This is a genomic window from Streptomyces sp. N50, assembly GCF_033335955.1.
Lineage (GTDB): Bacteria > Actinomycetota > Actinomycetes > Streptomycetales > Streptomycetaceae > Streptomyces.
In genome coordinates this window covers 5,138,714-5,163,190 of sequence record NZ_CP137549.1, presented here as the reverse complement: position 1 = coordinate 5,163,190, position 24,477 = coordinate 5,138,714, and the positions used below count along the sequence as shown (strand labels likewise).

General features: G+C 68.8%; 26 protein-coding genes. 8 read left to right on the top strand and 18 right to left on the bottom strand.

Features of this window, described 5'->3' with window-relative positions:
- Positions 1-51 precede the first annotated feature (51 nt).
- The 5 genes from ftsH to dacB all read right to left on the bottom strand — a co-directional run bounded on the left by ftsH (position 52) and on the right by dacB (position 7,093).
- Positions 52-2,085 (bottom strand): ATP-dependent zinc metalloprotease FtsH, encoded by a 2,034-nt coding sequence (gene ftsH / locus R2B38_RS23135; RefSeq protein ID WP_033286140.1) that lies wholly within the window; start codon positions 2,083-2,085, stop codon positions 52-54.
- Between the two features lie 186 nt (positions 2,086-2,271).
- Complete coding sequence (gene hpt / locus R2B38_RS23130) at positions 2,272-2,832, bottom strand: hypoxanthine phosphoribosyltransferase (RefSeq protein ID WP_033286141.1); 561 nt, start codon at positions 2,830-2,832, stop codon at positions 2,272-2,274.
- Between the two features lie 65 nt (positions 2,833-2,897).
- Positions 2,898-3,938: a tRNA lysidine(34) synthetase TilS gene (tilS, locus tag R2B38_RS23125; RefSeq protein ID WP_033286142.1), complete on the bottom strand. Its 1,041-nt coding sequence runs from the start codon at positions 3,936-3,938 to the stop codon at positions 2,898-2,900.
- Between the two features lie 193 nt (positions 3,939-4,131).
- Positions 4,132-5,253 carry a zinc-dependent metalloprotease gene (locus R2B38_RS23120; RefSeq protein WP_318017967.1) on the bottom strand — a complete coding sequence of 374 codons (1,122 nt, stop codon included), beginning with the start codon at positions 5,251-5,253 and terminating at the stop codon, positions 4,132-4,134.
- 145 nt (positions 5,254-5,398) lie between these two features.
- Entirely contained in the window at positions 5,399-7,093 is a 1,695-nt protein-coding gene (gene dacB, locus R2B38_RS23115; RefSeq protein ID WP_318017966.1) for a D-alanyl-D-alanine carboxypeptidase/D-alanyl-D-alanine-endopeptidase, read from the bottom strand.
- Positions 7,094-7,172: 79 nt separating this feature from the next.
- Here dacB and R2B38_RS23110 point away from each other — a divergent pair, with 79 nt between their 5' ends.
- Together R2B38_RS23110 and R2B38_RS23105 are read left to right on the top strand one after the other, a co-directional pair.
- Positions 7,173-7,664, top strand: a complete 492-nt coding sequence (locus R2B38_RS23110) for an inorganic diphosphatase (protein WP_019070224.1) — start codon at positions 7,173-7,175, stop codon at positions 7,662-7,664.
- 105 nt (positions 7,665-7,769) lie between these two features.
- Positions 7,770-9,425 carry a threonine/serine exporter ThrE family protein gene (locus tag R2B38_RS23105; RefSeq protein WP_318017965.1) on the top strand — a complete coding sequence of 552 codons (1,656 nt, stop codon included), beginning with the start codon at positions 7,770-7,772 and terminating at the stop codon, positions 9,423-9,425.
- A 92-nt stretch (positions 9,426-9,517) separates the two neighbouring features.
- Here R2B38_RS23105 and R2B38_RS23100 read toward each other — a convergent pair whose 3' ends face one another.
- Positions 9,518-10,420: a DedA family protein gene (locus R2B38_RS23100; protein ID WP_318017964.1), complete on the bottom strand. Its 903-nt coding sequence runs from the start codon at positions 10,418-10,420 to the stop codon at positions 9,518-9,520.
- A gap of 141 nt (positions 10,421-10,561) precedes the next feature.
- Between R2B38_RS23100 and R2B38_RS23095 the strand changes: the two genes are divergently transcribed.
- Positions 10,562-10,927, top strand: coding sequence for a YbjQ family protein (locus R2B38_RS23095; protein ID WP_318017963.1), 366 nt, complete (start codon positions 10,562-10,564; stop codon positions 10,925-10,927).
- A 22-nt stretch (positions 10,928-10,949) separates the two neighbouring features.
- On the opposite strand, the gene R2B38_RS23090 is transcribed toward R2B38_RS23095, so the two are convergent.
- Positions 10,950-11,711, bottom strand: a complete 762-nt coding sequence (locus R2B38_RS23090; protein ID WP_318017962.1) for a MerR family transcriptional regulator — start codon at positions 11,709-11,711, stop codon at positions 10,950-10,952.
- A 145-nt stretch (positions 11,712-11,856) separates the two neighbouring features.
- On the opposite strand from R2B38_RS23090, the gene R2B38_RS23085 reads away from it, so the two are divergent.
- Positions 11,857-13,140: an ion channel protein gene (locus tag R2B38_RS23085; RefSeq protein ID WP_318017961.1), complete on the top strand. Its 1,284-nt coding sequence runs from the start codon at positions 11,857-11,859 to the stop codon at positions 13,138-13,140.
- A gap of 39 nt (positions 13,141-13,179) precedes the next feature.
- Positions 13,180-14,586 (top strand): glutamate decarboxylase, encoded by a 1,407-nt coding sequence (locus R2B38_RS23080; RefSeq protein ID WP_318017960.1) that lies wholly within the window; start codon positions 13,180-13,182, stop codon positions 14,584-14,586.
- 202 nt (positions 14,587-14,788) lie between these two features.
- Here R2B38_RS23080 and R2B38_RS23075 read toward each other — a convergent pair whose 3' ends face one another.
- The 6 genes from R2B38_RS23075 to R2B38_RS23050 form a co-directional block, all read right to left on the bottom strand.
- The gene (locus tag R2B38_RS23075; protein ID WP_411978578.1) at positions 14,789-15,517 is read right to left on the bottom strand and encodes an ABC transporter permease; all 729 of its coding nucleotides are present in this window, start codon (positions 15,515-15,517) and stop codon (positions 14,789-14,791) included.
- A 29-nt stretch (positions 15,518-15,546) separates the two neighbouring features.
- Positions 15,547-16,521 (bottom strand): ATP-binding cassette domain-containing protein, encoded by a 975-nt coding sequence (locus R2B38_RS23070; protein WP_318017958.1) that lies wholly within the window; start codon positions 16,519-16,521, stop codon positions 15,547-15,549.
- Between the two features lie 74 nt (positions 16,522-16,595).
- The gene (locus R2B38_RS23065) at positions 16,596-17,237 is read right to left on the bottom strand and encodes a PadR family transcriptional regulator (protein ID WP_318017957.1); all 642 of its coding nucleotides are present in this window, start codon (positions 17,235-17,237) and stop codon (positions 16,596-16,598) included.
- A gap of 24 nt (positions 17,238-17,261) precedes the next feature.
- Positions 17,262-17,810 carry a DinB family protein gene (locus R2B38_RS23060; RefSeq protein WP_318017956.1) on the bottom strand — a complete coding sequence of 183 codons (549 nt, stop codon included), beginning with the start codon at positions 17,808-17,810 and terminating at the stop codon, positions 17,262-17,264.
- A 114-nt stretch (positions 17,811-17,924) separates the two neighbouring features.
- Positions 17,925-19,385, bottom strand: coding sequence for an aldehyde dehydrogenase family protein (locus tag R2B38_RS23055; protein ID WP_318017955.1), 1,461 nt, complete (start codon positions 19,383-19,385; stop codon positions 17,925-17,927).
- 125 nt (positions 19,386-19,510) lie between these two features.
- Positions 19,511-20,335, bottom strand: coding sequence for a helix-turn-helix domain-containing protein (locus tag R2B38_RS23050; protein ID WP_051801610.1), 825 nt, complete (start codon positions 20,333-20,335; stop codon positions 19,511-19,513).
- Between the two features lie 354 nt (positions 20,336-20,689).
- Between R2B38_RS23050 and R2B38_RS23045 the strand changes: the two genes are divergently transcribed.
- A complete protein-coding gene (locus tag R2B38_RS23045; protein WP_318017954.1) occupies positions 20,690-21,202 on the top strand; it encodes an ATP-binding protein in 513 nt (170 codons plus the stop codon).
- A gap of 75 nt (positions 21,203-21,277) precedes the next feature.
- Here the strand turns inward: R2B38_RS23045 and R2B38_RS23040 are convergent, their stop codons facing one another.
- The 5 genes from R2B38_RS23040 to rpmG all read right to left on the bottom strand — a co-directional run bounded on the left by R2B38_RS23040 (position 21,278) and on the right by rpmG (position 23,844).
- Positions 21,278-21,496, bottom strand: a complete 219-nt coding sequence (locus R2B38_RS23040; protein WP_051105974.1) for a DUF397 domain-containing protein — start codon at positions 21,494-21,496, stop codon at positions 21,278-21,280.
- A gap of 287 nt (positions 21,497-21,783) precedes the next feature.
- Positions 21,784-22,029, bottom strand: coding sequence for a 30S ribosomal protein S18 (rpsR, locus tag R2B38_RS23035; RefSeq protein ID WP_318017953.1), 246 nt, complete (start codon positions 22,027-22,029; stop codon positions 21,784-21,786).
- 2 nt (positions 22,030-22,031) lie between these two features.
- Positions 22,032-23,423 (bottom strand): GTP-binding protein, encoded by a 1,392-nt coding sequence (locus tag R2B38_RS23030; protein WP_318017952.1) that lies wholly within the window; start codon positions 23,421-23,423, stop codon positions 22,032-22,034.
- 2 nt (positions 23,424-23,425) lie between these two features.
- Positions 23,426-23,674, bottom strand: a complete 249-nt coding sequence (locus tag R2B38_RS23025; protein WP_033287271.1) for a type B 50S ribosomal protein L31 — start codon at positions 23,672-23,674, stop codon at positions 23,426-23,428.
- Positions 23,675-23,679: 5 nt separating this feature from the next.
- Positions 23,680-23,844, bottom strand: coding sequence for a 50S ribosomal protein L33 (rpmG, locus tag R2B38_RS23020; protein ID WP_033287272.1), 165 nt, complete (start codon positions 23,842-23,844; stop codon positions 23,680-23,682).
- Between the two features lie 75 nt (positions 23,845-23,919).
- Here rpmG and rpmB point away from each other — a divergent pair, with 75 nt between their 5' ends.
- Together rpmB and rpsN are read left to right on the top strand one after the other, a co-directional pair.
- Positions 23,920-24,156, top strand: a complete 237-nt coding sequence (gene rpmB, locus R2B38_RS23015) for a 50S ribosomal protein L28 (protein WP_318017951.1) — start codon at positions 23,920-23,922, stop codon at positions 24,154-24,156.
- Positions 24,156-24,461 carry a 30S ribosomal protein S14 gene (gene rpsN / locus R2B38_RS23010; protein ID WP_318017950.1) on the top strand — a complete coding sequence of 102 codons (306 nt, stop codon included), beginning with the start codon at positions 24,156-24,158 and terminating at the stop codon, positions 24,459-24,461. The genes rpmB and rpsN overlap by 1 nt, the downstream gene beginning before the upstream one ends.
- Positions 24,462-24,477 lie beyond the last annotated feature (16 nt).

Sequence of the window (24,477 nt, the reverse complement as noted above, 5' to 3'; positions counted from 1 at the left end):
GGCTAAATCCCGGGGGGCGCGGCTTCCATTTCGAGCCGTGTGAGACGCGCGTCAGTTCTCGGGACGGTCCTCCGGGGCCTTCTCCAGCGTGGGAGAGGACTCGGTGGTCGCACCGGCGGTGATCGCGGGACCCGCGCCGTTCGTCCCGTTCGTCAGTGAGAGCTCCTTGGGGGAGAGCACCGGCGGGCGGGTGGACGGCGTACGGCGGGAGGAGCCGGTCCAGGAGGGACGGGCCGGACGCCGGACGATGGGAGCGAAGACCTCGGCGATCTGCTCCTTGTTCAGCGTCTCCTTCTCCAGCAGCTGGAGCACGAGCGCGTCGAGCACGTCACGGTTCTCGACCAGGATCTCCCAGGCCTCGTTGTGCGCGTTCTCGATGAGCTTCTTGACCTCTTCGTCGACGAGCGCGGCGACCTCTTCCGAGTAGTCGCGCGGGTGCGACATCTCCCGGCCCAGGAAGGGCTCGGTGTTGTCGCCGCCGAACTTGATCGCGCCGAGGCGCTCGGTCATGCCGTACTGCGTGACCATCGCGCGGGCCGTCGCGGTGGCCTTCTCGATGTCGTTCGCGGCGCCCGTGGTCGGGTCGTGGAAGACCAGTTCCTCGGCCGCGCGCCCGCCCAGCATGTACGCCAGCTGGTCGAGCATCTCGTTGCGCGTGGTCGAGTACTTGTCCTCTTCCGGCAGGACCATCGTGTAGCCCAGAGCACGGCCTCGGGAGAGGATCGTGATCTTGTGGACCGGGTCGGAGTTCGGGGAAGCCGCCGCGACCAGGGCGTGTCCGCCCTCGTGGTACGCGGTGATCTTCTTCTCCTTGTCCGACATGATCCGGGTCCGCTTCTGCGGGCCCGCGACCACACGGTCGATCGCCTCGTCCAGCATGGCGTTGTCGATCAGCTTGCGGTTGCCCCGTGCGGTGAGCAGGGCGGCCTCGTTGAGGACGTTGCTCAGGTCCGCGCCGGTGAAGCCCGGCGTACGGCGCGCGACGGCCGACAGATCGACGTCCGGTGCGACCGGCTTGCCCTTCTGGTGGACCTTGAGGATCTCCAGACGGCCCTGCATGTCCGGGCGGTCGACCGCGATCTGGCGGTCGAAGCGGCCGGGGCGCAGGAGGGCCGGGTCGAGGATGTCGGGCCGGTTCGTCGCGGCGATGAGGATCACGCCGCCCTTGACGTCGAAGCCGTCCATCTCGACGAGCAGCTGGTTCAGCGTCTGCTCGCGTTCGTCGTGACCGCCGCCGAGGCCGGCGCCGCGATGGCGGCCGACCGCGTCGATCTCGTCGACGAAGACGATCGCCGGGGCGTTCGCCTTGGCCTGCTCGAACAGGTCACGGACTCGGGAGGCACCGACACCGACGAACATCTCGACGAAGTCGGAACCGGAGATCGAGTAGAAGGGCACCCCGGCCTCGCCCGCGACGGCGCGCGCCAGCAGGGTCTTGCCGGTGCCGGGAGGGCCGTACAGGAGTACGCCCTTGGGGATCTTGGCGCCGACGGCCTGGAACTTCGCCGGCTCCTGGAGGAACTCCTTGATCTCGTGCAGTTCCTCGACGGCCTCGTCGGAGCCCGCGACGTCCGCGAACGTCGTCTTCGGGGTGTCCTTGGTGATGAGCTTGGCCTTGGACTTCCCGAAGTTCATGACTCGGGAGCCGCCGCCCTGCATCTGGTTCATCAGGAACAGGAAGACGACCACGATGAGGACGAAGGGGAGCAGCGACAACAGGATCCCGACGAAAGCGTTCTGCTTCGTCGGCGACACCGTGTAGCCGTCCGGAATCTGCTTGTCCTGGTACTTGGTCTGCAGCGTGGCCGCGAGGTCCACGCCTTGGTCGCCGATGTAGCTCGCCTGGATCTTGGAGCTGCCCTCGACCTTGACGCCGTCCTTGAGCGTGACCTTGATGGTCTGCTCGTCACCGGTGGTGATCTTGGCCGACTCGACCTTGTTGTCATTGATCGCCTGGACGACCTGGCCGGTGTCCACCGCCTTGTAGCCGCCGGACGAGCCGACGACCTGCATCAACACGACCACGGCAAGGACGGCCAGCACGATCCACATGACCGGCCCACGGAAGTATCGCTTCACGTCCATCCATACGGAGCGAATTCGCTCCGTCCCTCCTGCCATAGTGAGTTTGATAAAGACAGTTCTTCTGACCGTACCCCAGCAATGTTGCCCGAAGTCGCACGGGACGGCTGGGAGACGCGTCTGCATGCTCCAACGGCGCGAAACCCGCTGGGGTTCCCGATCGTCTTACAGGGCTTGGGCCGAGTGGCTCTAGCCGCCGTAGACGTGCGGCGCGAGCGTACCGACGAACGGGAGGTTGCGGTACTTCTCCGCGTAGTCGAGGCCGTAGCCGACGACGAACTCGTTCGGGATGTCGAAGCCGACCCACTCCACCTCGATGGCGACCTTGGCCGCCTCCGGCTTGCGGAGCAGGGTGCAGATCTTCAACGAGTCGGGCTCGCGCGAGCCGAGGTTGGAGATCAGCCAGGACAGGGTCAGGCCCGAGTCGATGATGTCCTCGACGATGAGGACGTGCTTGCCCTTGATGTCGGTGTCGAGGTCCTTGAGGATCCGCACGACACCGGAGGACTGGGTGCCCGCGCCGTACGACGACACGGCCATCCAGTCCATGGTGACGGGGGTGGACAGCGCCCGGGCGAGGTCCGCCATGACCATCACCGCGCCCTTGAGGACGCCGACGATCAGCAGATCCTTGCCCGCGTACTCCGCGTCGATCTTCGCGGCGAGCTCCACGAGCTTCGCGTCGATCTCTTCCTTGGTGATGAGCACCGACTGGAGGTCGTCACCCATGTCTTTCGCGTCCACCCGCATCACTTTCGGTCGTCCAACCGGCTACTACCTGGCCCCGCCCCCGGAGGCCCGGAGGGGGTGTCGATTCAGCCTTGCCGAATCACCAGTCTGCCACCCTGGCGACGGGCGACGACCTTGCCCGGGAGATTGATGGCTCCCTGGCCGCGCCAGCCGGTGATCAGCCGGTCGACTTCCTCGATGTGCCGGGCGAACAGCGAACCGGCCGGGGCACCGGCCTGGATGGCGGCCCGGCGCAGGATGCGACGGCGTACGGCGGGCGGCAGGGCGTAGAGCTTGGCGCACTCCAGGAGGCCGGTGGCGTCCCGTACGGAGGCCTCGGCCTGGCTGGCCCAGGTGTCGAGGGCGTCGGCGTCGTCCCGGGACAGCTGCGCCGTACGGGCGAGCGCTTCCACGACCCCTTTGCCGAGCGCCTTCTCCAGGGCGGGCAGGCCTTCGTGGCGGAGACGGGAACGCGTGTACGCGGGGTCGGCGTTGTGCGGGTCGTCCCAGACGGGCAGCGACTGGACCATGCAGGCCTTGCGGGCGGTCTGCCGGTCGAGCTGGAGGAACGGGCGGCGGTAACGGCCGTCGGCCCCCGAGACCGCGGCCATCCCCGACAGGGAGCGGATGCCGGAGCCGCGGGCGAGGCCCAGCAGGACGGTCTCGGCCTGGTCGTCACGGGTGTGGCCGAGCAGGACGGCGGCGGCGCCGTGGCGGGCGGCGCAGTCGTCGAGGGCTGCGTAGCGGGCGTCCCGGGCGGCTGCCTCGGGGCCGCCCTCGCGGCCCACGGTCACGGACGTGGCTTCCACGGGGTCCAGGCCCAGTTCGCGCAGCCGTAGGACGACTTCGTCGGCGCGCAGGTCGGAGCCGGCCTGGAGGCCGTGGTCGACGGTGATGCCGCCGGCCCGGATGCCCAGCTTGGGGGCTTCGAAGGCGAGGGCGGAGGCGAGCGCCATGGAATCGGCGCCGCCGGAGCATGCGACGAGCACGAGCGGCGAGGGCGGGCGCTCGTGCGAGGTGTGCCGGGAGGCGCCGGCGGTCTGCAGGGCCTCGTGGTCGGTGAGGATGTCGTGGAGGACGCGGCGGACCGCCAGGCGTATCGCCGCGACCGCAGGATGGGGACCCATGTCCGGTTCCCTTCATGAAGTTTTCGGGGGGTTGGCCCGAGGTTCGGTCACTCAGAGTGTGTAGATGGTGACAGAACCGGGGCGTTCCCCGAGCATCGCACGCCTACCCATCGCTCACGGTCCCTCGGACGGGTGATTGCAGGGGCGTTCGCCTGCCGTCGGCCGAATCCGTTTCACCACATCCGCGACCGGTTCACGACTCGGCCTTGCGGTGCACCCGCGCGACCCAGTCCGCCGGTTTGGCGATCTCCGTCTTCGTAGGCAACGTGTTCGGGGAGGTCCACACCCGGTTGAAGCCGTCCATGCCCACCTGGTCGACGACCGCGCGGACGAACCGCTCGCCGTCCCGGTACTGGCGCAGCTTGGCGTCGAGGCCGAGCAGCTTGCGCAGCGCCGAGTCCAGCCGGGAGGCGCCCTTGGCACGGCGCTGCTGGAACTTCTCGCGGATCTCCGCGACGCTCGGCACCACATCCGGGCCGACGCCGTCCATCACGAAGTCGGCGTGCCCCTCCAGGAGGGACATCACGGCGGTGAGCCGGCCGAGGATCTCCCGCTGCGCGGGCGTCTGCACGATCTCCACGAGGGACCGGCCCTCGTCGTCCTCCTCGCCCTCGGGCCGGCCGCCGGCCAGCGACTGGGCGGCCTCCCGGATGCGCTCCAGGACGGTCATGGGGTCGACCTCGGTCTCCCCCAAGAACGACTGGATCTCGCCCTCCAGGTGGTCACGCAGCCAGGGCACGGCCGTGAACTGCGTGCGGTGCGTCTCCTCGTGGAGGCACACCCAGAGGCGGAAGTCGTGCGGTTCCACGTCGAGTTCGCGCTCCACGTGCACGATGTTCGGCGCGACCAGCAGCAGCCGCCCGCCCTTCGCCCCCGCCGGGAGCTCGCGGGACGCCGGGGCGAAGGTCTCGTACTGCCCGAGCACGCGCGAGGACAGGAACGACAGCAGCATGCCCAGCTCCACGCCGGTCACCTTGCCGCCGACCGCGCCGAAAACGGCGCCCCCGGGGGTGTTGCCACGCCGCTCCTGCATCTTGTCGAGCAGCGGCTTGAGGACCTCCCGGAACCCGGCGACGTTCGCCCGCACCCAGCCGGGGCGGTCGACGACCAGGATCGGGGTGTCGTGGATGTCGTCCGTGCCCATCCGGGTGAATCCCCGGACGTGCTGCTCCGAGGCCTTCGCATGCCGGCGCAGCTCCGCGACGACGGCCCGGGCCTCGTCACGGCTCACCTCGGGGCCCGGCCGCACAAGTCGGGTCGCGGTCGCCACCGCGAGATTCCAGTCGACCATCTCGGCACCACCGATGCTCGTCATGCGTCAACCGTACGTGAGCGCTGCCGCTTGGGGCAGGCTGCGAGGTCGGTCAGGTGAGCGTCTGTTGGAACGGCGCCCGGTACTGATGGCTGTGCCCACCCGTTCCGCCTTGCGGAACGCCTGCCCACAGCGGTAGCAGCCACCGTCAACTGCAGCCGCAGGCCGCCAGCGCCGTTGCCGTGTGGTCCAGGGCTGCCTGGGCGTCCAGGGGGCTCGTCGTGTCGGAGGCCATGAAGGCGAAGGCCAGGAGTTGGCCGTCTTTGTCCACGACCGTGCCCGCGAGGGTGTTGACGCCCGTCAGGGTGCCGGTCTTGGCGCGCACCAACCCCGCCGCGCCCGTGGCGTCCGTGTAGCGACTCGTCAGGGTGCCTGTGAACGCGGCGATGGGGAGGCCGGTGAGGACCGGGCGGAGTTCGGGGTGGGCCGGGGAACCGGCCTTGACCAGAAGGGCGGTCAGGAGGTCGGCGGTGAGGCGGTCGTCGCGGTTGAGGCCGCTGCCGTCGTTGAACACGGCGCCCTTGACCGGGAGTTGAAGCTTGGTCAGCTGGGCCTGGATCGCGGCGGCGCCCCCGTCGAAGTCGGCCCGCTTGCCCGTCGCCACGGCGGTCTGGCGGGCCAGGGCCTCGGCGATGTCGTTGTCGCTGTTGGTCAGCATCCGCTCGACGATGTCGGAGAGCGGCGGCGAGGAGACCGCGGCGAGGGTGCTGGCGCGGCCGGTCGCCTTGGAGGGACCCGGGGAGGTCGTCGTAATGCCGTTCTTCTTTAGGAAGCCCGCGAATTTCTTGGCCGCGTCCGCCGCCGGGTCCTCCACGCGCCGCACCTGGCCGCTCGACGAGTCGTCCGTGCGGCCCTCGTCGGCCATCAGGGCGCTGACCGGGGCGAGGTTCTCGTTGACCCCGATCGGGTGGAGTTCGGCACCGGAGTACAGGGTCTTGTCGTACGACAGCGTCACCTCGCTCACGCCGCGCTTCTTCAGGGCCACCGCCGTCCTGTCGGCGAGCGTGCGCAGGCTGGCCCAGCCCTCGGCGTCCTGGTGGGCCGTCAGGGTCGGGTCGCCGCCGCCGACCAGGACGAGTTCCTTGGTGTCGGGCTCCAGGGCGGCGCGGGTGGTGAAGCGGTGGTCGGCGCCCATCGCGGAGAGGGCGGCCGTCGCGGTGGCGATCTTCGTCGTCGAGGCCGGGGTCAACGCGTCGTCGGCGCCGACTCCGTAGAGGCGCTTTCCGGTCGAGACGTCGACCACGGCGGCCGTGTGGCGGGTGCCGAGTGCCGAGTTGCCCAGGAGGGGCGTGAGGACGTCCGCGAGGGCCGTGCCGGTCGGGGCGGACTTCACGGTGCTGGCGGCGCCGCCGAGGCCGACGAGGACGGATGCGGCGCTCGGGGCGGGACGGGGTGCCTTGGCGGACGTATCGGAATTACGGCCGTGATCTACGCCACCTGACTGTTCCTGTGCGGCTGCGTAGTCCCGCTCGGCCGTACGCTGACCCGAGGAGTCCCAGGGACCGGCGGCGGTCACCACACCGGCGGCCAGCGCCATTCCGGCGGTGGCGGCGACGGCGGTGAACTGCCAGGTCCTGTTCGGCCGCGGCAACTTCGCGACCTGCGGTGACACGGATCCGACGAGCCGGGCGACCTTCGGTGACACGGCTTCGGTGAGCCGCGTGACCTGTGGCCGCACGCTCTGGGTGACCCGCGTGACCTGTGGTTTCACGGCTTGGTTGAGCCGTGTGACCTGCGGTTTCACGGATAGTGCGGCCCGCTCGAGACGGGGCCGGACGGCTCGCGCGACCCGCGTCAATTGCGGTCTCGCGGCCCGCCAAGGCCTCAGCTCCGGCACGACCACCAGCCCCTTTCGCGATCACCCACCTGCGTGAGGGACACTTAACCACCAGAACTATGTGCTGATCATGGAGGAGCCACCGGTGGAGTTCGACGTCACGATCGAGATCCCGAAGGGTTCGCGGAACAAGTACGAGGTGGACCACGAGACCGGTCGGATCCGCCTGGACCGTCGACTCTTCACCTCGACCAGTTACCCGGCCGACTACGGCTTCGTCGAGAACACTCTCGGCGAGGACGGCGACCCGCTGGACGCGCTGGTCATCCTGGAGGAGCCGACTTTCCCCGGCTGCCTCATCAAGTGCCGCGCGATCGGCATGTTCCGGATGACCGACGAGGCCGGCGGCGACGACAAGCTGCTGTGCGTCCCGGCGTCCGACCCGCGTGTGGAGCACCTGCGTGACATCCACCACGTGTCGGAGTTCGACCGCCTGGAGATCCAGCACTTCTTCGAGGTCTACAAGGACCTGGAGCCCGGCAAGTCGGTCGAGGGTGCCAACTGGGTGGGCCGTACGGACGCCGAGGCGGAGATCGAGCGCTCGTACAAGCGACTCAAGGAGCAGGGCGGCCACTGAGCCCCCTGTGCACTGACGGGCCGCACGCACACACGCGTGCGGCCCGTTTGCATGTCTGTGCGCATACTGAGGATCACCGAAGCGTCGTACAGGGAGTGCCACGGAGTGACGGAAGCGGAGGACCGCAAGCCGCAGTCGGACGAGGCCAGGAGCGCCTTCACGGCTCCGGCGGGCGTCGAGGCGGCGGTCGTGTCGGCGACTGACGGGGAATCGTCCACGACGTCCGAATTCGCCGTTCCGCAAGGGCTCGACGTGACGCCCGCGCCGGCCGTCGAGGACTCCGAGGGGTCGGCGTTCAGCCCGCCCAGCCTCTACAGCGCGCGCAAGGCGCCGCCCGCGTTCACTCCGCCGACCGGGATCCCCGTCGTCAGCCTCACCAAGGACGTGCCCTGGCAGGACCGGATGCGCACGATGCTGCGGATGCCGGTGGCCGAGCGGCCCGCGCCGGAGCCGGTGCAGAAGCCGGACGACAGCGGTCCCGCCGTACCGCGCGTGCTCGATCTGACGCTCCGCATCGGCGAGTTGCTGCTCGCGGGCGGCGAGGGCGCGGAGGACGTCGAGGCGGCGATGTTCGCGGTCTGCCGCTCCTACGGCCTCGACCGCTGCGAGCCGACCGTCACGTTCACCCTGTTGTCGATCTCGTACCAGCCCTCCCTGGTGGACGATCCGGTGACCGCGTCCCGGACCGTACGGCGCCGGGGCACCGACTACACGCGGCTCGCGGCCGTGTTCCGGCTGGTCCAGGACCTCAGCGACCCGGAAACGGCACTCTCCTTGGAGGACGCCTACCGGCGGCTCGCGGAGATGCGGCGCAACCGGCACCCGTATCCCGGCTGGGTGCTGACCTCCGCGAGTGGGCTGCTCGCGGGTGCCGCCTCCGTGCTCGTCGGCGGTGACATCATCGTGTTCTTCGCCGCCGCGCTCGGGGCGATGCTGGGCGACCGGTTGGCGTGGCTGTGCGCGGGGCGCGGGCTGCCGGAGTTCTACCAGTTCACGGTCGCCGCGATGCCGCCCGCCGCGATAGGGGTCGCCCTCACGGTCGCCAACGTCGATGTGAAGGCCTCCGCGGTCATCACCGGTGGGCTGTTCGCCCTGTTGCCCGGGCGGGCCCTCGTAGCGGGCGTACAGGACGGTCTGACCGGCTTCTACATCACCGCGGCGGCCCGGCTCCTGGAGGTCATGTACTTCTTCGTCGGCATCGTGGCCGGCGTCCTGATCGTCCTGTACTTCGGCGTGAAGCTCGGCGCGCAGCTCAACCCGGACGTGGCCCTCGGCAACTCCCACCGGCCGTTGTGGCAGATCGGGGCGTCCGTCCTGCTGTCGCTGACCTTCGCCGTACTGCTCCAGCAGGAACGATCCACCGTGCTCCTGGTGTCCCTCAACGGGGGTGTCGCCTGGTCTGTGTACGGGGCGATGCACTTCGTCGCGAAGATCTCGCCGGTCGCGTCCACGGCTGTCGCGGCGGGGTTGGTCGGGCTGTTCGGGCAGTTGCTGTCGCGGTACCGGTTCGCGTCGGCGTTGCCGTACACGACCGCTGCGATCGGGCCCCTGTTGCCGGGTTCCGCTACGTACTTCGGGCTGTTGGCCATCGCGCAGAACAAGGTCGACCGGGGGTTGGTGTCGTTGGCCACGGCGGCTTCTCTCGCCATGGCCATCGCGATCGGGGTCAATCTGGGGTCGGAGATCTCGCGGTTGTTCTTGCGGATTCCGGGGGCGTCTGCGGGGGCGCGGCGGGCGGCCAAGCGGACCAGGGGGTTCTGAGCGCCTAATAGCTCGGGGCGGGCTGTTTGCGGGCGAGTGCAGGCTCGTTGTGGCTGGTCGCGCAGTTCCCCGCGCCCCTTAGGGGGTTGCAGCTAGCCCTGCGGATAACCCTGGTTGTCGTACGGCGGGTACTGCTGGTTGCCGTACTGCTCATTGCCGTAGGGCTGCTGTTGGTACGTCGGCTGCTGCTGAGGCTGGGCGTAGTACTGGTCGTAACTGTTGTTCTGGTCGTAACCGGTGTTCTGCTGAGGTTGTTGCTGCTGCTGGGGCCGGTCCACTCGGCGGAGCTGGGTCGTCGAGTCGTCCATGATCACCGGGAACGGCTGGGTCGCGGCCGGGTCGCCGGGCTGCTCAGCGGGGGTCTGCGGGTTCTTCTTGGCCTTGGAGCGGGCGCGCAGGAACTCGATGATGATCGGGACCACGGAGATCAGAACGATCAGGATGAGGATCGCTTCGATGTTCTTGTGGACGAAGTCGATGTTGCCGAGCCAGGAGCCGAGCAGGGTCACGCCCGCGCCCCACAGGACGCCGCCGATGATGTTGAACGTGAGGAACGAGCGGTACTTCATGCCGCTGACGCCGGCGATGATCGGCGTGAAGGTGCGCACGATCGGCACGAAGCGGGCCAGGACAAGGGACTTGGGGCCGTACTTCTCGAAGAACTCGTGCGCCTTGACCACGTTCTCCTGCTTGAACAGGCGTGAGTCCGGGCGGCTGAAGAGCGACGGGCCGACCTTCTTGCCGAAGATGTAGCCCGCCTGGTCGCCGAGGATCGCGGCGACGCAGATCAGCGCCACGGCCGCCCACAGCGGGAAGTCGAGGGTGCCCGCGGTGATCAGCAGGCCGCAGGTGAAGAGCAGGGAGTCACCCGGCAGGAAGAACCCGATGAGCAGGCCGGACTCCGCGAAGACCACGAGCAGGAGGCCCCAGATCCCGAACCGGTCGAGCATGGTGTTCGGGTCGAGCCAGCTCGGGCCGAGGGCGAGCGTCATCACGGTTCCGGGCTCCTGAGGGGTGGAGGGAGGTGCCAGCGTCCAGGTACAGCCGCACAAAGCTATCAACGCGATGTGTCCGTCCCAGGTTCCACCGGTGACTCCAGGATGCACTGTGCACCCCATAGGACAAAGCTGTGAGCCATGGGTATCGAAGAGTACGGCGGCGGCCAGGGCCCGCAGGCCGATGTACTGGTCGTGACGACGAACGACGTCCCGGGGTACCGGGTCGAGCAGGTGATCGGCGAGGTCTTCGGGCTGACCGTGCGCTCACGGCATCTCGGCAGCCAGATCGGCGCCGGTCTGAAGTCGATGATCGGCGGTGAACTGAAGGGGCTCACCAAGACCCTCGTGCAGACCCGCAACCAGGCCATGGAGCGCCTCATCGAGCAGGCACGCGCGCGTGGGGCCAACGGCGTCCTGGCCTTCCGCTTCGACGTGACCGAGGCGGCGGACGTGGGCACCGAGGTGTGCGCCTACGGGACGGCGGTGGTCCTGGCCCGGGAGTAGCGCGTACCCCCGGGCCAGGTCCCTAGGAGGTGTACCGGGACGCATTCGCCAGGATCGCGTCCTTCAGGTGCACGGCCAGGCCCGGGGCCATCGCGTCGTAGAACGCCTTGAAGCGCTCGTCGGAGACGTACATCCCGGCGAGACAGACGTGCATCTCGTACGAGCACGCGTAGAACCAGCGGTCGATGTGCAGGCGGTGTTCCTCGGCGAGGTCCAACGCCGCGTCGCCGGTGGGGAGTTCACCGGCGGTCACCAGGGCGGCGTAGCGCTCGCTCCAGTCGTCGACCTCGGCCTGGAGGCGTTTCCAGTCGGCCTTGGTGTAGCGGGCGGCCCGGCGCTGCGACTCGGCGTAGGCCTCGGTGCCGCCCCAGCGCTGTTCCGCTTCCTCGGCGTACTGCTCGGGGTCCTTGTCGCCGAAGACCTCGAAGCGTTCCTCGGGGGTGAGGTTGATGCCCATCGTGCGTGCCTCCATGGCGTGTTCCACGGCCTCGGCCATCTTCTGGAGCTTCTCGATCCGGGCGGTCAGCAGCTCGTGCTGCCGGCGCAGATGTACGCGCGGGTCCGTCTCCGGGTCGTCGAGCAGGGCCGCGACCTCGTCGAGCGGGAAGCCGAGTTCCCGGTAGAACAGGACCTGTTGGAGCCGGTCGAGGTCGGCGTCGCCGTAGCGCCGGTGACCCGCGTGGCTGCGCTCGCTCGGGACGAGCAGGCCGATGTCGTCGTAGTGGTGCAGCGTGCGCACGGTGACCCCGGCGAATCCGGCGACCTGTCCTACGGAGTAGCTCACTTCCGCTCCTTCTTCTGTCCGCGCTCCACGGTGGGACCTCACGCCACGTGAGGTGCAACCCCATAAGCCTGGCGGCGCACCGACCCGCCCCTCTCAAGACGTTCCTCAAGATGTTGGGTCCGTTTTGCCCGCTTATGGTGAGCCCGTGGCCCAGGACAGCGCGCAACAGGCACCCGCCGCCCCTACGACCCCGGCGCGCACCCTGCTGCCGATGATCGTCCCCGCACTCGTCGTGGGCGTGCTCGCGAGCCTGCTCTTCATCGGCGTGAGCGAGGCAGCCGAACAGCTCCAGCACGTGCTCTGGAAAAACCTGCCCGACGCCCTGAACATCGGCCGGTACTCGGTCCTCTGGATGCTCGTCATGCTGACGGCCACCGGCATCGCGGTCGGCCTGGTGGTGTGGAAGGTCCCCGGGCACGCGGGTCCCGACCCGGCGACCACAGGGCTCGATGCCGTAGCGCTGCCCCCGGCCGTACTTCCCGGTCTGGTCCTGGCGACGGCGCTGATGCTCGCGGGCGGCCCGAGCCTGGGTCCCGAGAACCCGATCATCGCCGTGAACGTGGGCCTCGCGCTGTGGGCGGGGCGCAGGCTGGCGCCCCGGGTGCCGGGCGGGGCGTGGGGCGCGCTGGCCGAGTCGGCGACTATCGGGGCGCTGTTCGGGACGCCGGTCGCGGCGGCGCTGCTCATCTCGGAGGCGCTGGCCGCGAGGCAGACCAAAGGGGCCCTCTGGGACAACGTGTTCGCACCGCTCGCCGCGGCGGCGGCGGGCGCCATGACGACCACCCTGGTGGCCCACCCGACCTTCGACCTGCACCTGCCCGCGTTCGGCCGTCCCGGCTGGGGCGACCTGCTGGCGGCCCTGATCCTGGCCCCGTTGGCAGCGGCGCTGGGCATGGCGGCCGTCTACGCCTTCCCCTACGCCCACGGCGCCTTCTCCCGCCTCAGGCACCCCATGCTGACGCTTCCGGCCGGTGGACTGGTCCTGGGCCTTCTGGCGGCCGTGGGCGGCCACCTGACGCTCTTCAAGGGACTGGACGAGGTCGGGGCACTCGCCGCCGATCCCGAGGGCTGGTCGGCGGGCCAGTTCGCGACGATGACGGCCGTGAAGCTGGCGGCACTGCTGGTCGCCGCGTCCTGCGGCTTCCGGGGCGGCCGGATCTTCCCGTCCGTCTTCATCGGCGTCGCGTTCGGCCTGTTCGCCCACGCGGTCGTACCGGCCGTGGACCCGGCACTCGCGGTCGCCACGGGCGTCCTGGGCATGCTCCTGGCGATCACCAGACAGGGCTGGGTGAGCCTGTTCACGGCCGCCATCCTGGTCGCCTCCCCCGCGATCCTCGCCCTTCTCTGCATCGCCTCGCTCCCGGCCTGGCTGCTGGTGACCGGGAGACCGCAGATGCAGTTGCGCGCGGACGGAACTCCGGTTCGCTAGTACCCGTTGGTTCTTTTGATCCTTATCGGAGGCAAGCCCATGCCGTTGCACAAAGGTCCCGACCCGTCCGCCGAGCGCCCCATGTCCGTGAACCCCTTCTACGGGGAGGCCAATCCGGTCGGCGGCATGTCCGAGGCCCCGCCCAAGCACCGGCTCCCGGACACCCCGCTGCCCCCGATGACGGCGACCCAGCTCGTGCACGACGAGCTGATGCTGGACGGCAACTCCCGCCTGAACCTGGCGACTTTCGTCACCACCTGGATGGAGCCGGAAGCCGGCGTCCTCATGGCGGAGTGCCGGGACAAGAACATGATCGACAAGGACGAGTACCCCCGCACCGCAGAGCTGGAGAAGCGCTGCGTGGCGATGCTCGCGGACCTCTGGCACGCACCGGACCCGTCAACCGCCGTCGGCTGCTCGACAACCGGCTCCAGCGAGGCCTGCATGCTCGCCGGCATGGCCCTGAAGCGCCGCTGGACACAGCGCAACAAGGACCGCTACCCGGCGGCCCGCCCGAACCTGGTGATGGGCGTCAACGTCCAGGTCTGCTGGGAGAAGTTCTGCAACTTCTGGGAGGTCGAGGCCCGCCAAGTCCCCATGGAGGGCGACCGCTTCCACCTGGACCCCCAAGCAGCGGCCGACCTCTGCGACGAGAACACGATCGGCGTCGTAGGCATCCTGGGCTCCACGTTCGACGGCTCCTACGAACCGATCGCCGACCTCTGCGCAGCCCTCGACGCACTCCAGGAGCGCACGGGCCTGGACATCCCGGTCCACGTGGACGGCGCGTCCGGCGCCATGGTCGCCCCCTTCCTGGACCCGGACCTGATCTGGGACTTCCGCCTCCCACGCGTGGCGTCGATCAACACCTCGGGCCACAAGTACGGCCTGGTCTACCCGGGCGTCGGCTGGGCCCTGTGGCGCGACAAGGAGGCCCTCCCCGAGGAACTCGTCTTCCGCGTCAACTACTTGGGCGGCGACATGCCCACCTTCGCCCTCAACTTCTCCCGCCCCGGCGCCCAAGTAGTAGCCCAGTACTACACATTCCTCCGCCTCGGCCGAGAGGGCTACCGCGCGGTCCAACAGTCCACCAGGGACGTAGCCCAAGGCCTGGCACAACGCATCGAAGCCCTAGGCGACTTCAAACTCCTCACCCACGGCAACGAGTTGCCGGTCTTCGCCTTCACCACAGCCCCCCACATCCAGACCTACGACGTCTTCGACGTCTCCCGCCGCCTCCGGGAGAACGGCTGGCTGGTCCCGGCGTACACCTTCCCGGCCAACCGCGAGGACCTCTCCGTCCTCCGAGTCGTCTGCCGCAACGGCTTCTCGGCAGACCTCGCCGAACTGTTCCTCGACGACCTGACCCGCCTCCTCCCCGAACTACGCCGCCAGCCCCACCCCTTCACCCGCGACAAGCAAGCGGCAACAGGCTTCCACCACTGACCGGCAAGCCACGTACGGCGGCAAGGCGACGTGTCGGGGGGTGTCCGCCCGCAGCGGTCGGCGCTCATCACCGCCACCCTCTCGAGAAACCTTGCCGCGCCGATCCGAGGACGGAGACCCCCCGGCGCGGCGCCGCACCCCCCACCCACCCAGGGGCGCGGGGAACTGCGCGACCAGCCCCACACAACCCGCACCCGACAACTCACCCTCCAAGCCCACGGAACCGCCGCACCGCCAGCGGAAAAAACACCACGAGCAAGCCCAACGGCCAAGCAACCGCAGCCCAGACATGCCCCGCCTCACCCCCGGGCCCACCAAAAAGCTCCCGTACGGCAGTAGCGGTCTGAGACATCGGATTCCACTGAACAACCGCGCCCAGCCACCCAGGCATCGCAGCCGGCGTAGCCAACGCGTTGGACAGAAACCCGACCGGCCACACCAGAATCTGCACGGCCTGCACCATCTCCGGCCGCCCCGCCACCAGCGCCAGATAGATCCCGACCCACAACATGGCGAACCGAAAAAACAACAACAGCCCGACGGCGCCCAGGAATTGCCCCACCCCGGCATGCGGCCGCCAACCAAGCCCCAGCCCAACCCCGACCAACACGACCAGCCCGACAGCCGACTGCAACATGTCCGCAGCCGACCGCCCCACCAGAACAGCCCCGTCAGCCATGGGCATCGACCGAAACCGATCGATCACCCCTTTGTTGAGATCCTGCGTAACGGCGACCATCGTGCCCTCCAGCCCAAAGGCCATGGTCAACGCGAGCATCCCCGGCACCAGATAGTCGACGTACGCACCCTCGACAGCCCGCCCGCCGCCGATCAGATACCCGAACATCAACAACAACATCACCGGGAAAACAAGACTCACCACGACCTGCACAGGCTGCCGCGCCCAGTGGGCGAGTTCACGCCGGGTCATGGTCCAGGAATCGTTCAGGACATAGACGCTCACACCGCCTCCTTCACGTTCGTACGGTCACCGTCACCCGTGAGATGCAGGAACACCTCATCCAACGTCGGCCGCCGCACCGCCACATCCTCGGCATCGATCCCGCCCTCCTCCAACGCCCGCACGACCCCGGACAGCGCCGCCATCCGGTCGGAGACCGGCGCACTGAGCAACCGCCGATCCGCATCGACCCGGATGTCACCGGCAGGCAACGGCAACAGCGCGACAGCCGCCCCCAGTTGACCCGCATCACGCAGGACGACGTCGATACGGTCCCCACCCGTCAGGGACTTCAGCTCGTCCGGGGTCCCGTCCGCGATGACCCGCCCCCGGTCAACTACCGAGACACGACCGGCGAGTTGGTCGGCCTCCTCCAGGTACTGCGTGGTGAGCAGCACCGTCGTACCCCCACCCACCAGAGACCGAACCGCAGCCCACACCTCGGCCCGACCACGCGGGTCGAGCCCGGTGGTCGGCTCGTCCAGAAAGAGAATCTCGGGCGCGGTGACGAGCGAGGCGGCGAGATCGAGCCGCCGCCGCATACCCCCGCTGTAGGCACGAACCGGCTTACGCCCGGTGTCGGCGAGATCGAACCGCTCCAGCAGCTCATCGGCCCGCACACGCGCACCCCGGGCACCGAGATGATGAAGACGCCCGAACATCTCCAGGTTCTGCCGCCCGCCCAACTCCTCGTCCAGAGCCGCGTGTTGACCAAGCAACCCAATGCGAAACCGAACCGCACGGGCCTCGGTCAACACATCATGGCCCGCCACCTCAACCCGACCGGAGTCGGCCCGCAGCAGCGTGGACAGAACACGGACCAGGGTGGTCTTACCCGCCCCGTTGGGCCCGAGCACCCCATGCACGGTCCCGCGCGCAACGCACAGATCAAGCTCGTCCAACGCCGTCTTCCGGCTCTTCTTGTCGCCGTACGTCTTGCACACACTCTCGACGACGATCGCCGCGTCGACCACTGAACATCCCTCCACTAGTCAAACTTGACTACGCACACGAAAGTAACCCCACAAGGAGCGTTAGTCAAACTTGATTAGCCGACATCCCCAGGATGCCGCTCCCCCGTCGCGTACGGGTTCTCCTCGTCGTCCCTCAGGACACCGACGAACGGCTCACCCTCCCCCGCGAAGGTGTACGCCCCGCCCTCGATACGGTCGATCAGCCCCTGGGTCCACGCGGCCTCCGCGTCGGCCGTGTGGATCCAGAGGTTCATGATCTCGCCGATGTGGCCCAGCTGTTCGGGCCCGTCCTCGGGGATGTAGTGCTCGGTGACGGAGGCGCGCCACTGGTCGATACCCCGGGTGCGCTCCTTGAGCAACGCCACCGCCTCGGCCCTCGGCAGATCCACGATGAAGCCGATCGCGGCGGACTTGACGTCCATCTGCTGGTCGTACGACGTCAGCGCCTCGCGCAGCAGCCGGAGGTACTCCTCGGTACCCCGGCCGGTGATCTCGTACTCGGTGCGGGGCGGGCCCCCGACGGTGGACGGCGCGATCTCGTGGGCGTGCAGCAGGCCCTGCTTGGCCAGTTGCTTGAGCGCGTGGTAGATCGAGCCGGGCTTGGCGTTGGACCACTCGTGCGCGCCCCAGTATTCGAGGTCGTTGCGCACCTGGTAGCCGTGGGCCCGCCCGTGCTGGCGCACCGCGCCGAGCACGAGGAGACGGATCGCTGACATGGGGCCAGCGTAGAACCCGCGAGGTCAGCCCCCGGTCGCGCCCCGTTCCTTCATGACCAGCTCGTAGGCCGTGGCGCCGTCGAGGGACTCGCGGATGATGTCGGCATGGCCGGCGTGCCGGGCGGTCTCGCGGATCAGGTGCAGACAGAGCCAGCGCACGGAGACGCGCCCCTCCGGCGGGAACCAGGGCTCACTCGGCACCGGGAAGGTGTCGTCCAGGCTGGGCACCGAGCGGATGTACGCCTCGGTCTCGGCGGCGACCTTCTCCCAGTACGCGAGCTGCGACTCGACGGTCTCGTCGCCGACCAACTGGAACGTCTCGTGCCAGTTGGTCTGGTCCCGCTGAACCGCCGGCGGCTCCTGCTTCGCCCGCGCGATCCAGCCCTGCTCGACGTCGGCGACATGCTTCAGCAGCCCGGCGAGGGAGAGCCCGCTCGCGCTCGGCCTGCTCGCGGCCTGTTCCTCGGTCAGCCCGAGCAACGCCCTGCGGATACCGCCCCGTTGGTCCTCGATGAACGTGAGCAGCGACCCGCGCTCGTCGCCCTGTGTGTCCGCGGGTACATGCGTGACCATGGCCTTCGCCTTTCGCCGGTGCCGGCAGGAGGCCCGTCCCCCTGCCCGACACGGACGAAGCTACGGGCCATCGAGGTCAGGTTCTGTCCTCAATGGCCCGCAGGAAGCACATGTCTAGAACGGGAACCCGCTCCGCCCGTGCTGCACCGAGATCCACTTCAGGCTGGTGAACGCGTCCAGCATCGACTCGCCGTTGAGGCGGCCCAGGCCCGAGGCCTTCTCGCCGCCGAAGGGGACGATCGGCTCGTCGTGGACGGTGCCGTCGTTGACGTGGAACATGCCCGTGTCGATCTGCTTGGCGAAGTTCACGCCGCGCTCGATGTCACCGGTGTGGACCGCGCCGCTGAGGCCGTACGGCGTGTCGTTGACGATGCTCACCGCCTCCTCCTCGCCGTCGAACGGGATGAGGAAGGCGACCGGGCCGAAGACCTCCTGGCGGAGCAGGTCCGAGCCGGCGGGGACGTCGGTGAGGACCGAGGGGGCGACCAGGTTGTCGGTGGTCGTGCCGTGGACCAGCGCCGTCGCGCCCTCGGCGATCGCCTGCTCGACGACACCCGAAAGGGCGTCCGCCTGCGAGGAGTTGATGACCGGCCCGATGACCGTCTGCGGGTCGCGCGGGTCGCCGACCTTGAGGGACTTGACCTTGGCGACGAACTTCTCGGTGAACTCGTCCCGGATCGACCGGTCGACGAGGACACGGTTCGCGGCCATGCAGACCTGGCCCTGGTGGACGTAGCGGCTGAAGACCGCCGCGTCGACCGCGTAGTCGATGTCGGCGTCGTCGAGGACCACGATCGCGCTGTTGCCGCCGAGTTCGAGCACCGAGCGCTTGAAGCGCGAGGCGCAGACGGTCGCGACGTGGCGGCCGACCTTGTCGGAACCGGTGAAGGAGATGACCTTCGGGATCGGGTGCTCGATGAACGCGTCGCCGATCTCCGCGATGTCCGTGATGACGACGTTCAGGAGACCGCCCGGCAGACCCGCGTCCTCGAAGATCTTCGCGACCAGGGAACCGCCGACGATCGGGGTGTTCTGGTGCGGCTTGAGGACCACGCCGTTGCCCAACGCCAGTGCGGGGGCTACCGACTTGAGGGAGAGCAGGAGCGGGAAGTTGAAGGGGCTGATCACGCCGACCACGCCCACCGGGACGGTGTAGACGCGGTTCTCCTTGCCGTCGACCGGCGAGGGGATGATCCGGCCCTGGGGGCGCAGCGCGAGGTGGATCGCCTCGCGGAGGAACTCCTTGACGAGGTGCAGCTCGAAGCCGGCCTTCAGGAAGGTGCCGCCGAGTTCGGCGACGATCACCTCGGAGATCTCCTGCTCGCGGTCCTCGATGATCCGCAGGGCCTTCTCGAACACGGCACGGCGGGCGTAGGGGTTGGTCGCGGCCCATGTCTTCTGGGCGCGGGCGGCCGCCTTGTACGCCTCGTCGACCTCGTCGACCGTGGCTATCGTGATCGACGCGAGCTTCTCGCCGTCGTACGGGTTGAAGTCGATGATGTCCCAGGAGCCGGTGCCCGGGCGCCACTCACCGTCGATGTACTGCTGAGCCAGGTCGGTGAAGTAGGACGACATGTGATCCCTCAATCGCTCAATCGTCAGCAGACACGATCAATTGGCAGACACGATCAAAAGCAGACCGGACCATGCATCACGATCACGATCATCACGGTCTGATCACACGTCATCGTACTTGTGTTTCAAGAGAGTTGGAGCAGTCCCCGGAGAAGATCCCGGCTCTCGTCCGGGCCCGGGCTGTCCTGCTGGAGCTCCTTCAGCGCCTTCTCGTACTGGGCCACGTCCTCGGCCTTGTCGAGATACAGCGCGCTGGTCAACTGCTCCAGATAGACGACGTCCGAGAGGTCGGACTCCGGGAACGACAGGATCGTGAAGGCCCCGGACTCACCCGCGTGCCCGCCGAAGCCGAACGGCATCACCTGGAGGCGGACGTTCGGGTGCTCGGAGACCTCGATCAGATGCTGGAGCTGCCCGCGCATGACCTCGCGGTCGCCGTACGGGCGGCGCAGGGCGGCCTCGTCCAGGACGATGTGGAAGTCGGGGGCGTTCTCGTTCACCAGGTACTTCTGCCGCTCAAGGCGCAGCGCCACCCGGCGCTCCACGTCCGCCTCGCTCGCGCCCTTCATGCCGCGCCGGACGACCGCGCGGGCGTAGGCCTCGGTCTGGAGGAGTCCGTGGACGAACTGCACCTCGTAGACGCGGATGAGGGAGGCGGCGCCCTCCAGGCCCACATAGGTGGGGAACCAACTGGGCAGGACGTCGGAGTAACTGTGCCACCAGCCCGCTACGTTGGCCTCCTTCGCGAGGGAGAGGAGTGAGATGCGCTCCGCCTCGTCCGTGATGCCGTACAGCGTCAACAGGTCCTCGACGTCCCGGGTCTTGAAGCTCACTCGCCCCAGCTCCATGCGACTGATCTTGGATTCGGAAGCGCGGATCGAGTACCCCGCCGCCTCTCGGGTGATCCCACGTGCTTCCCGCAGTCGCCTGAGTTGCGAGCCGAGCAGCATCCGCCGCACCACCGATCCGGGCTCTCCCGCGCTCACGTTCGCCAGCCTCCCCAACCGTCTTCAGGGGCCGCAGTCTGCCACTAAAACACTTCGAGCAGTACTCGTTCGGTTACAGAAATGGAAAGAAGGGGCGCCCGTTCACAGGAAGTTGTCAGGAAGACGTCAGGAAGAAGCAAGGTCCAGGGCCGAGATCGGCGCGAAGTTGGCGGAAAAAATGGCCAACAAGCGGTACGGGAGGGTCCAATTCGGTCAGCTGCACGTGCATCTGCCCTTGCATCTGCCCTACGCATCCGAAACCATGGTCTCGCGCCACCGCTGCATCGCAACGACCGCGAATTCCCGGGAGTGCCTCGCATGGGGACGAATGGATCGACCATGCTCGAGCCGTTACGGCAGGGCCTTCCGCCGCTGGACCCTTCGGCCGTGTCCAGCGCCGCGTCGTGTGCTCTGGCCGCCCGCTACGAAGCGGTGCGCGAGGCACGGCAGTTCACCCGCCGCACACTCGACCAGTGGGACATAGGCGACCGCTTCGACGACGTCTGTCTGGTCGTCTCCGAGTTGGTCACCAACGCGCTGCGGCACGCGCTGCCGGCGAACACCCCACGCGTCCCGGAGCAGAACCCGCCCGTGCGGCTGCATCTGATGCGCTGGACCGAGCGGCTGGTGTGCGCCGTGCGCGACCCCAGTCACGACAGTCCCATCGCCTGTGAGTCGGAGGACTTCTCGGCGGAGTCGGGCCGCGGCCTGTTCCTCGTCGACTCGTTCGCCGACGGCTGGGGCTGGCACCCGCTGGCGGGGACGCTCAGCGGCAAGGTGGTCTGGGCGCTGTTCCGGCTCCAGGGCGACCCCGCGCAGAACAACGCGTGACGAACCGCGGCTCTTTTTTGAGGCCGCGGTTCTACGCGCGTTGCCGCTGTTTTCGCAGGTCGGCGCGGTGTCCCGCTATCCCGCTATCAGGTGGTCGAACTCGCCGTCCTTGATGCCCAGGAGCATCGCCTCGATCTCGGCGCGGGTGTAGACGAGCGCCGGGCCGTCGGGGAAGCGCGAGTTGCGCACCGCGACGTCGCCGCCGGGCAGGCGCGCGAACTCCACGCAGGACCCCTGCGAGTTGCTGTGCCGGCTCTTCTGCCAGGCCACTCCGTCCAGCTGCGTGGCAGCCATGCCGTTGTACACGTCGAACCCCAAGTACACGCTGTCAACGCGGTGGTCCACAGGTCGCTCCCGGTTGTGCACTGGCTGGTGTGGCCATTGATGCAGTGGTCAACTGTTCCGGATCATAGCCCTGTTCATGTGCAGATGCATGAGCAGATGCACGTGCACGGGGTGTGGTCCTCCGGTTACAGCTTTGACGACTGCTTTACCGATGCCGTTCCAGCGTCTGCCCAGGACCGGGCAGGACATGTACTAGGGAAGACGTGTACGGGGGCCCTTGTGTTCCATGCGGGCGGCTATCGGGTCGAGTACGGCAACAATGCCATCTCCCGGGCGTTCTTGATCGCGGCCGCCAACTGCCGCTGCTGCCGCGCCGATACGCCCGTGACGCGGCGGCTGCGGATCTTGCCGCGGTCGGAGACGAAGGTGCGCAGCAGGGCGGTGTCCTTGTAGTCGATGTACGTCACTCCGGCCGAATCCAGGGGATTACGACGGGACTTGGCGGGTCGGCGCGCGGACTTGAGGTCGGGCTTGCGGGGCACGGTCAGATCTCCAGAAGGGTGTCGAAGGCGGACGGGATGCGTTTCCAGGCGCTACGGCCCGCGGCGTACTCGGTGTCGGTCAACAGGCAGGACTCCAGGAGCAGTTCGAGTCCGTCGCGGTCGAGGCCGGGGGAGGTGAAGACGAGGTGCTGGCAGCAGTCGCCGTGCTCCGGGTGCCAGTCGAGCGCGGCGGCTGCGCGGCGTACCGGTGGCACCAACTCCCAGGCCGCGTCCGGCAATGAGGCCAGCCACGGGCCCGCGCTCTCCACGCAGAGGGCTCCGCCGGCCGCGTCCCAGTGCAGGAGCGAGTCGGGCTTGTCCGCGAGCCAGAAGCGGCCTCGGCTGCGGGCGGCGGCGCAGGTGATGTCCTCTAGTGCGGCATACAGGCGCTCCGGGTGGAAGGGGCGGCGCCGGTGCCAGACGAGAGTGGTGACGCCGTGGGCGTCGGCCTCGACGGGGAGCAGGGCGCAGGCGGGGTGTTGGGCTGCGGCTGCGGCGTCCACGTCGAAACCGGCGAGGGCTGCGCGGGCGAGGACGCTGCGTGGGGGGTTGGCGGGGGGCCGGGTCGGGGGTGGGTGGTTGGGGTTGTGTGCGGAGTGCGGGTCGGTGGGGGCCGGTCGCGCAGTTCCCCGCGCCCCTGGGGGGTTGGGGGTGGATGGGGTGGAAGCGGGGGGCGGGGTGCTCGTGGGGTTGTGTGCGGGGTGCGGGTCTGTCGGGGCTGGGCGCGCAGTTCCCCGCGCCCCTGGGGGGTTGGGGGTGAGGGTGTTGTCCTGGGCACCTCCGCCTCTCGGCAAGTCGGTTCCCCCGACCGGGACTTGGTGGGCCGTCGGGTGCAGCTGGGCCAGTAGCTCGCGGTCTTCGTCGTCGGCCTCGTCCGAGTGGAGGACGGTGAGGACGGGGGCGTACTCCAGTTGGCGGGCGAAGGTGTCCGCGATCGTGCGTTCGTCCGTGGCCGCCGCCGCGAGGCCGGCCGTGGCGAGGTCGTCGCCGTTGCCGAGGTACGGGAGGAGCAGGGACGGGTCCACGGCGGTGATGACGGCGGTGACCGTGAGGCCGCCGGAGGTGATCACCTCGGCCATCGCCTTGGGTTCGACGGAGTCCCACAACTCGACTATCGCCAGCCGGACTTGACCGGTCCTGGCCAGTCGGCGGAGCTCCGGGACCAGGTCCTCGCGCAGGGCGCAGCACGCGCAGTCGTTGACGAGGGGGGTCTCGCCCGCGTCGACGATGCCGGTGGCGTCCCTGATCGTGCGGACGACCGTGCCGGCAGTCGCCGTAGCGAGGTCGTGGTGGAGTACGACGCTGCCGGGGACGTCGTGGAGGAGTTGGGCGACGGTCGCTCGGCGGGCGTCGGCGTGCAGGCCGGCGACGATCGCGACGGAGAGGTCGGACACCGTCAGGCCTGCTTCCCGTAGCGGCGCTCGAAGCGCTCCACGCGGCCGGCCGTGTCCAGGACGCGGGCCGTGCCGGTGTAGAAGGGGTGGCTGACGTTCGAGATCTCGACGTCCACGACGGGGTAGGTGTGACCGTCCTCCCACTCGATCGTCTTCGTGCTCGTCAGAGTGGAGCGGGTGAGGAAGGCGTGGCGCGCGGCGCGGTCCCGGAAGACGACCGGGCCGTAGGGCGGGTGGATGTTCTCGCGCATCTCGGTCAGCGCTCCTCTCGGAAGTCGACGTGGCGGCCGGCGGCCGGGTCGTACTTGCGCAGGACCAGGCGGTCGGGGTTGTTCCTGCGGTTCTTGCGGGTCACGTAGGTGTAGCCGGTGCCGGCCGTGGACCTGAGCTTGATGACCGGGCGGAGTTCGTTGCGTGCCATGACTGATACCTTACTGAAAATGAATTCCATTAGCAGCACCGGCTACGACCCCGATCGAGGAGAGGTACGTCACTCGTGTCCGCCCACTGCATGCTGACCGGCGCACAGCCCGGCTTCGGCAACCGCATCTCCCACTCCCACCGGCGCACCTCGCGCCGCTTCGACCCGAACATCCAGTCCAAGCGCTACTGGCTGCCCGGCGAGGGCCGGTACGTACGGCTGCGGCTGAGCGCGAAGGGGATCAAGACCGTGGACGCGATCGGCGTCGAGGCGGCCGTGGCCCGGATCCGCGAGCGCGGGGTGAGGATCTGATGGCGAAGAAGAGCAAGATCGCGAAGAACGAGCAGCGGCGGAAGATCGTCGCGCGGTACGCGGCGCGGCGGGCCGAGCTGAAGGAGATCGTCCGGCGGGTCGGTTCGACGGAGGCCGAACGGGCCGCCGCGCAGCGGGAGTTGAGCCGCCAGCCGCGCGACGCGAGCGCCACCCGGGTGCGCAACCGCGACCAGGTCGACGGGCGGCCCCGGGGCTATTTCCGCGCCTTCGGGCTGTCCCGGGTGAACCTGCGCGGCCAGGCTCACAGCGGATACCTACCCGGCGTCCGCAAGTCCTCCTGGTAACCCCTGGTAGCTTGCT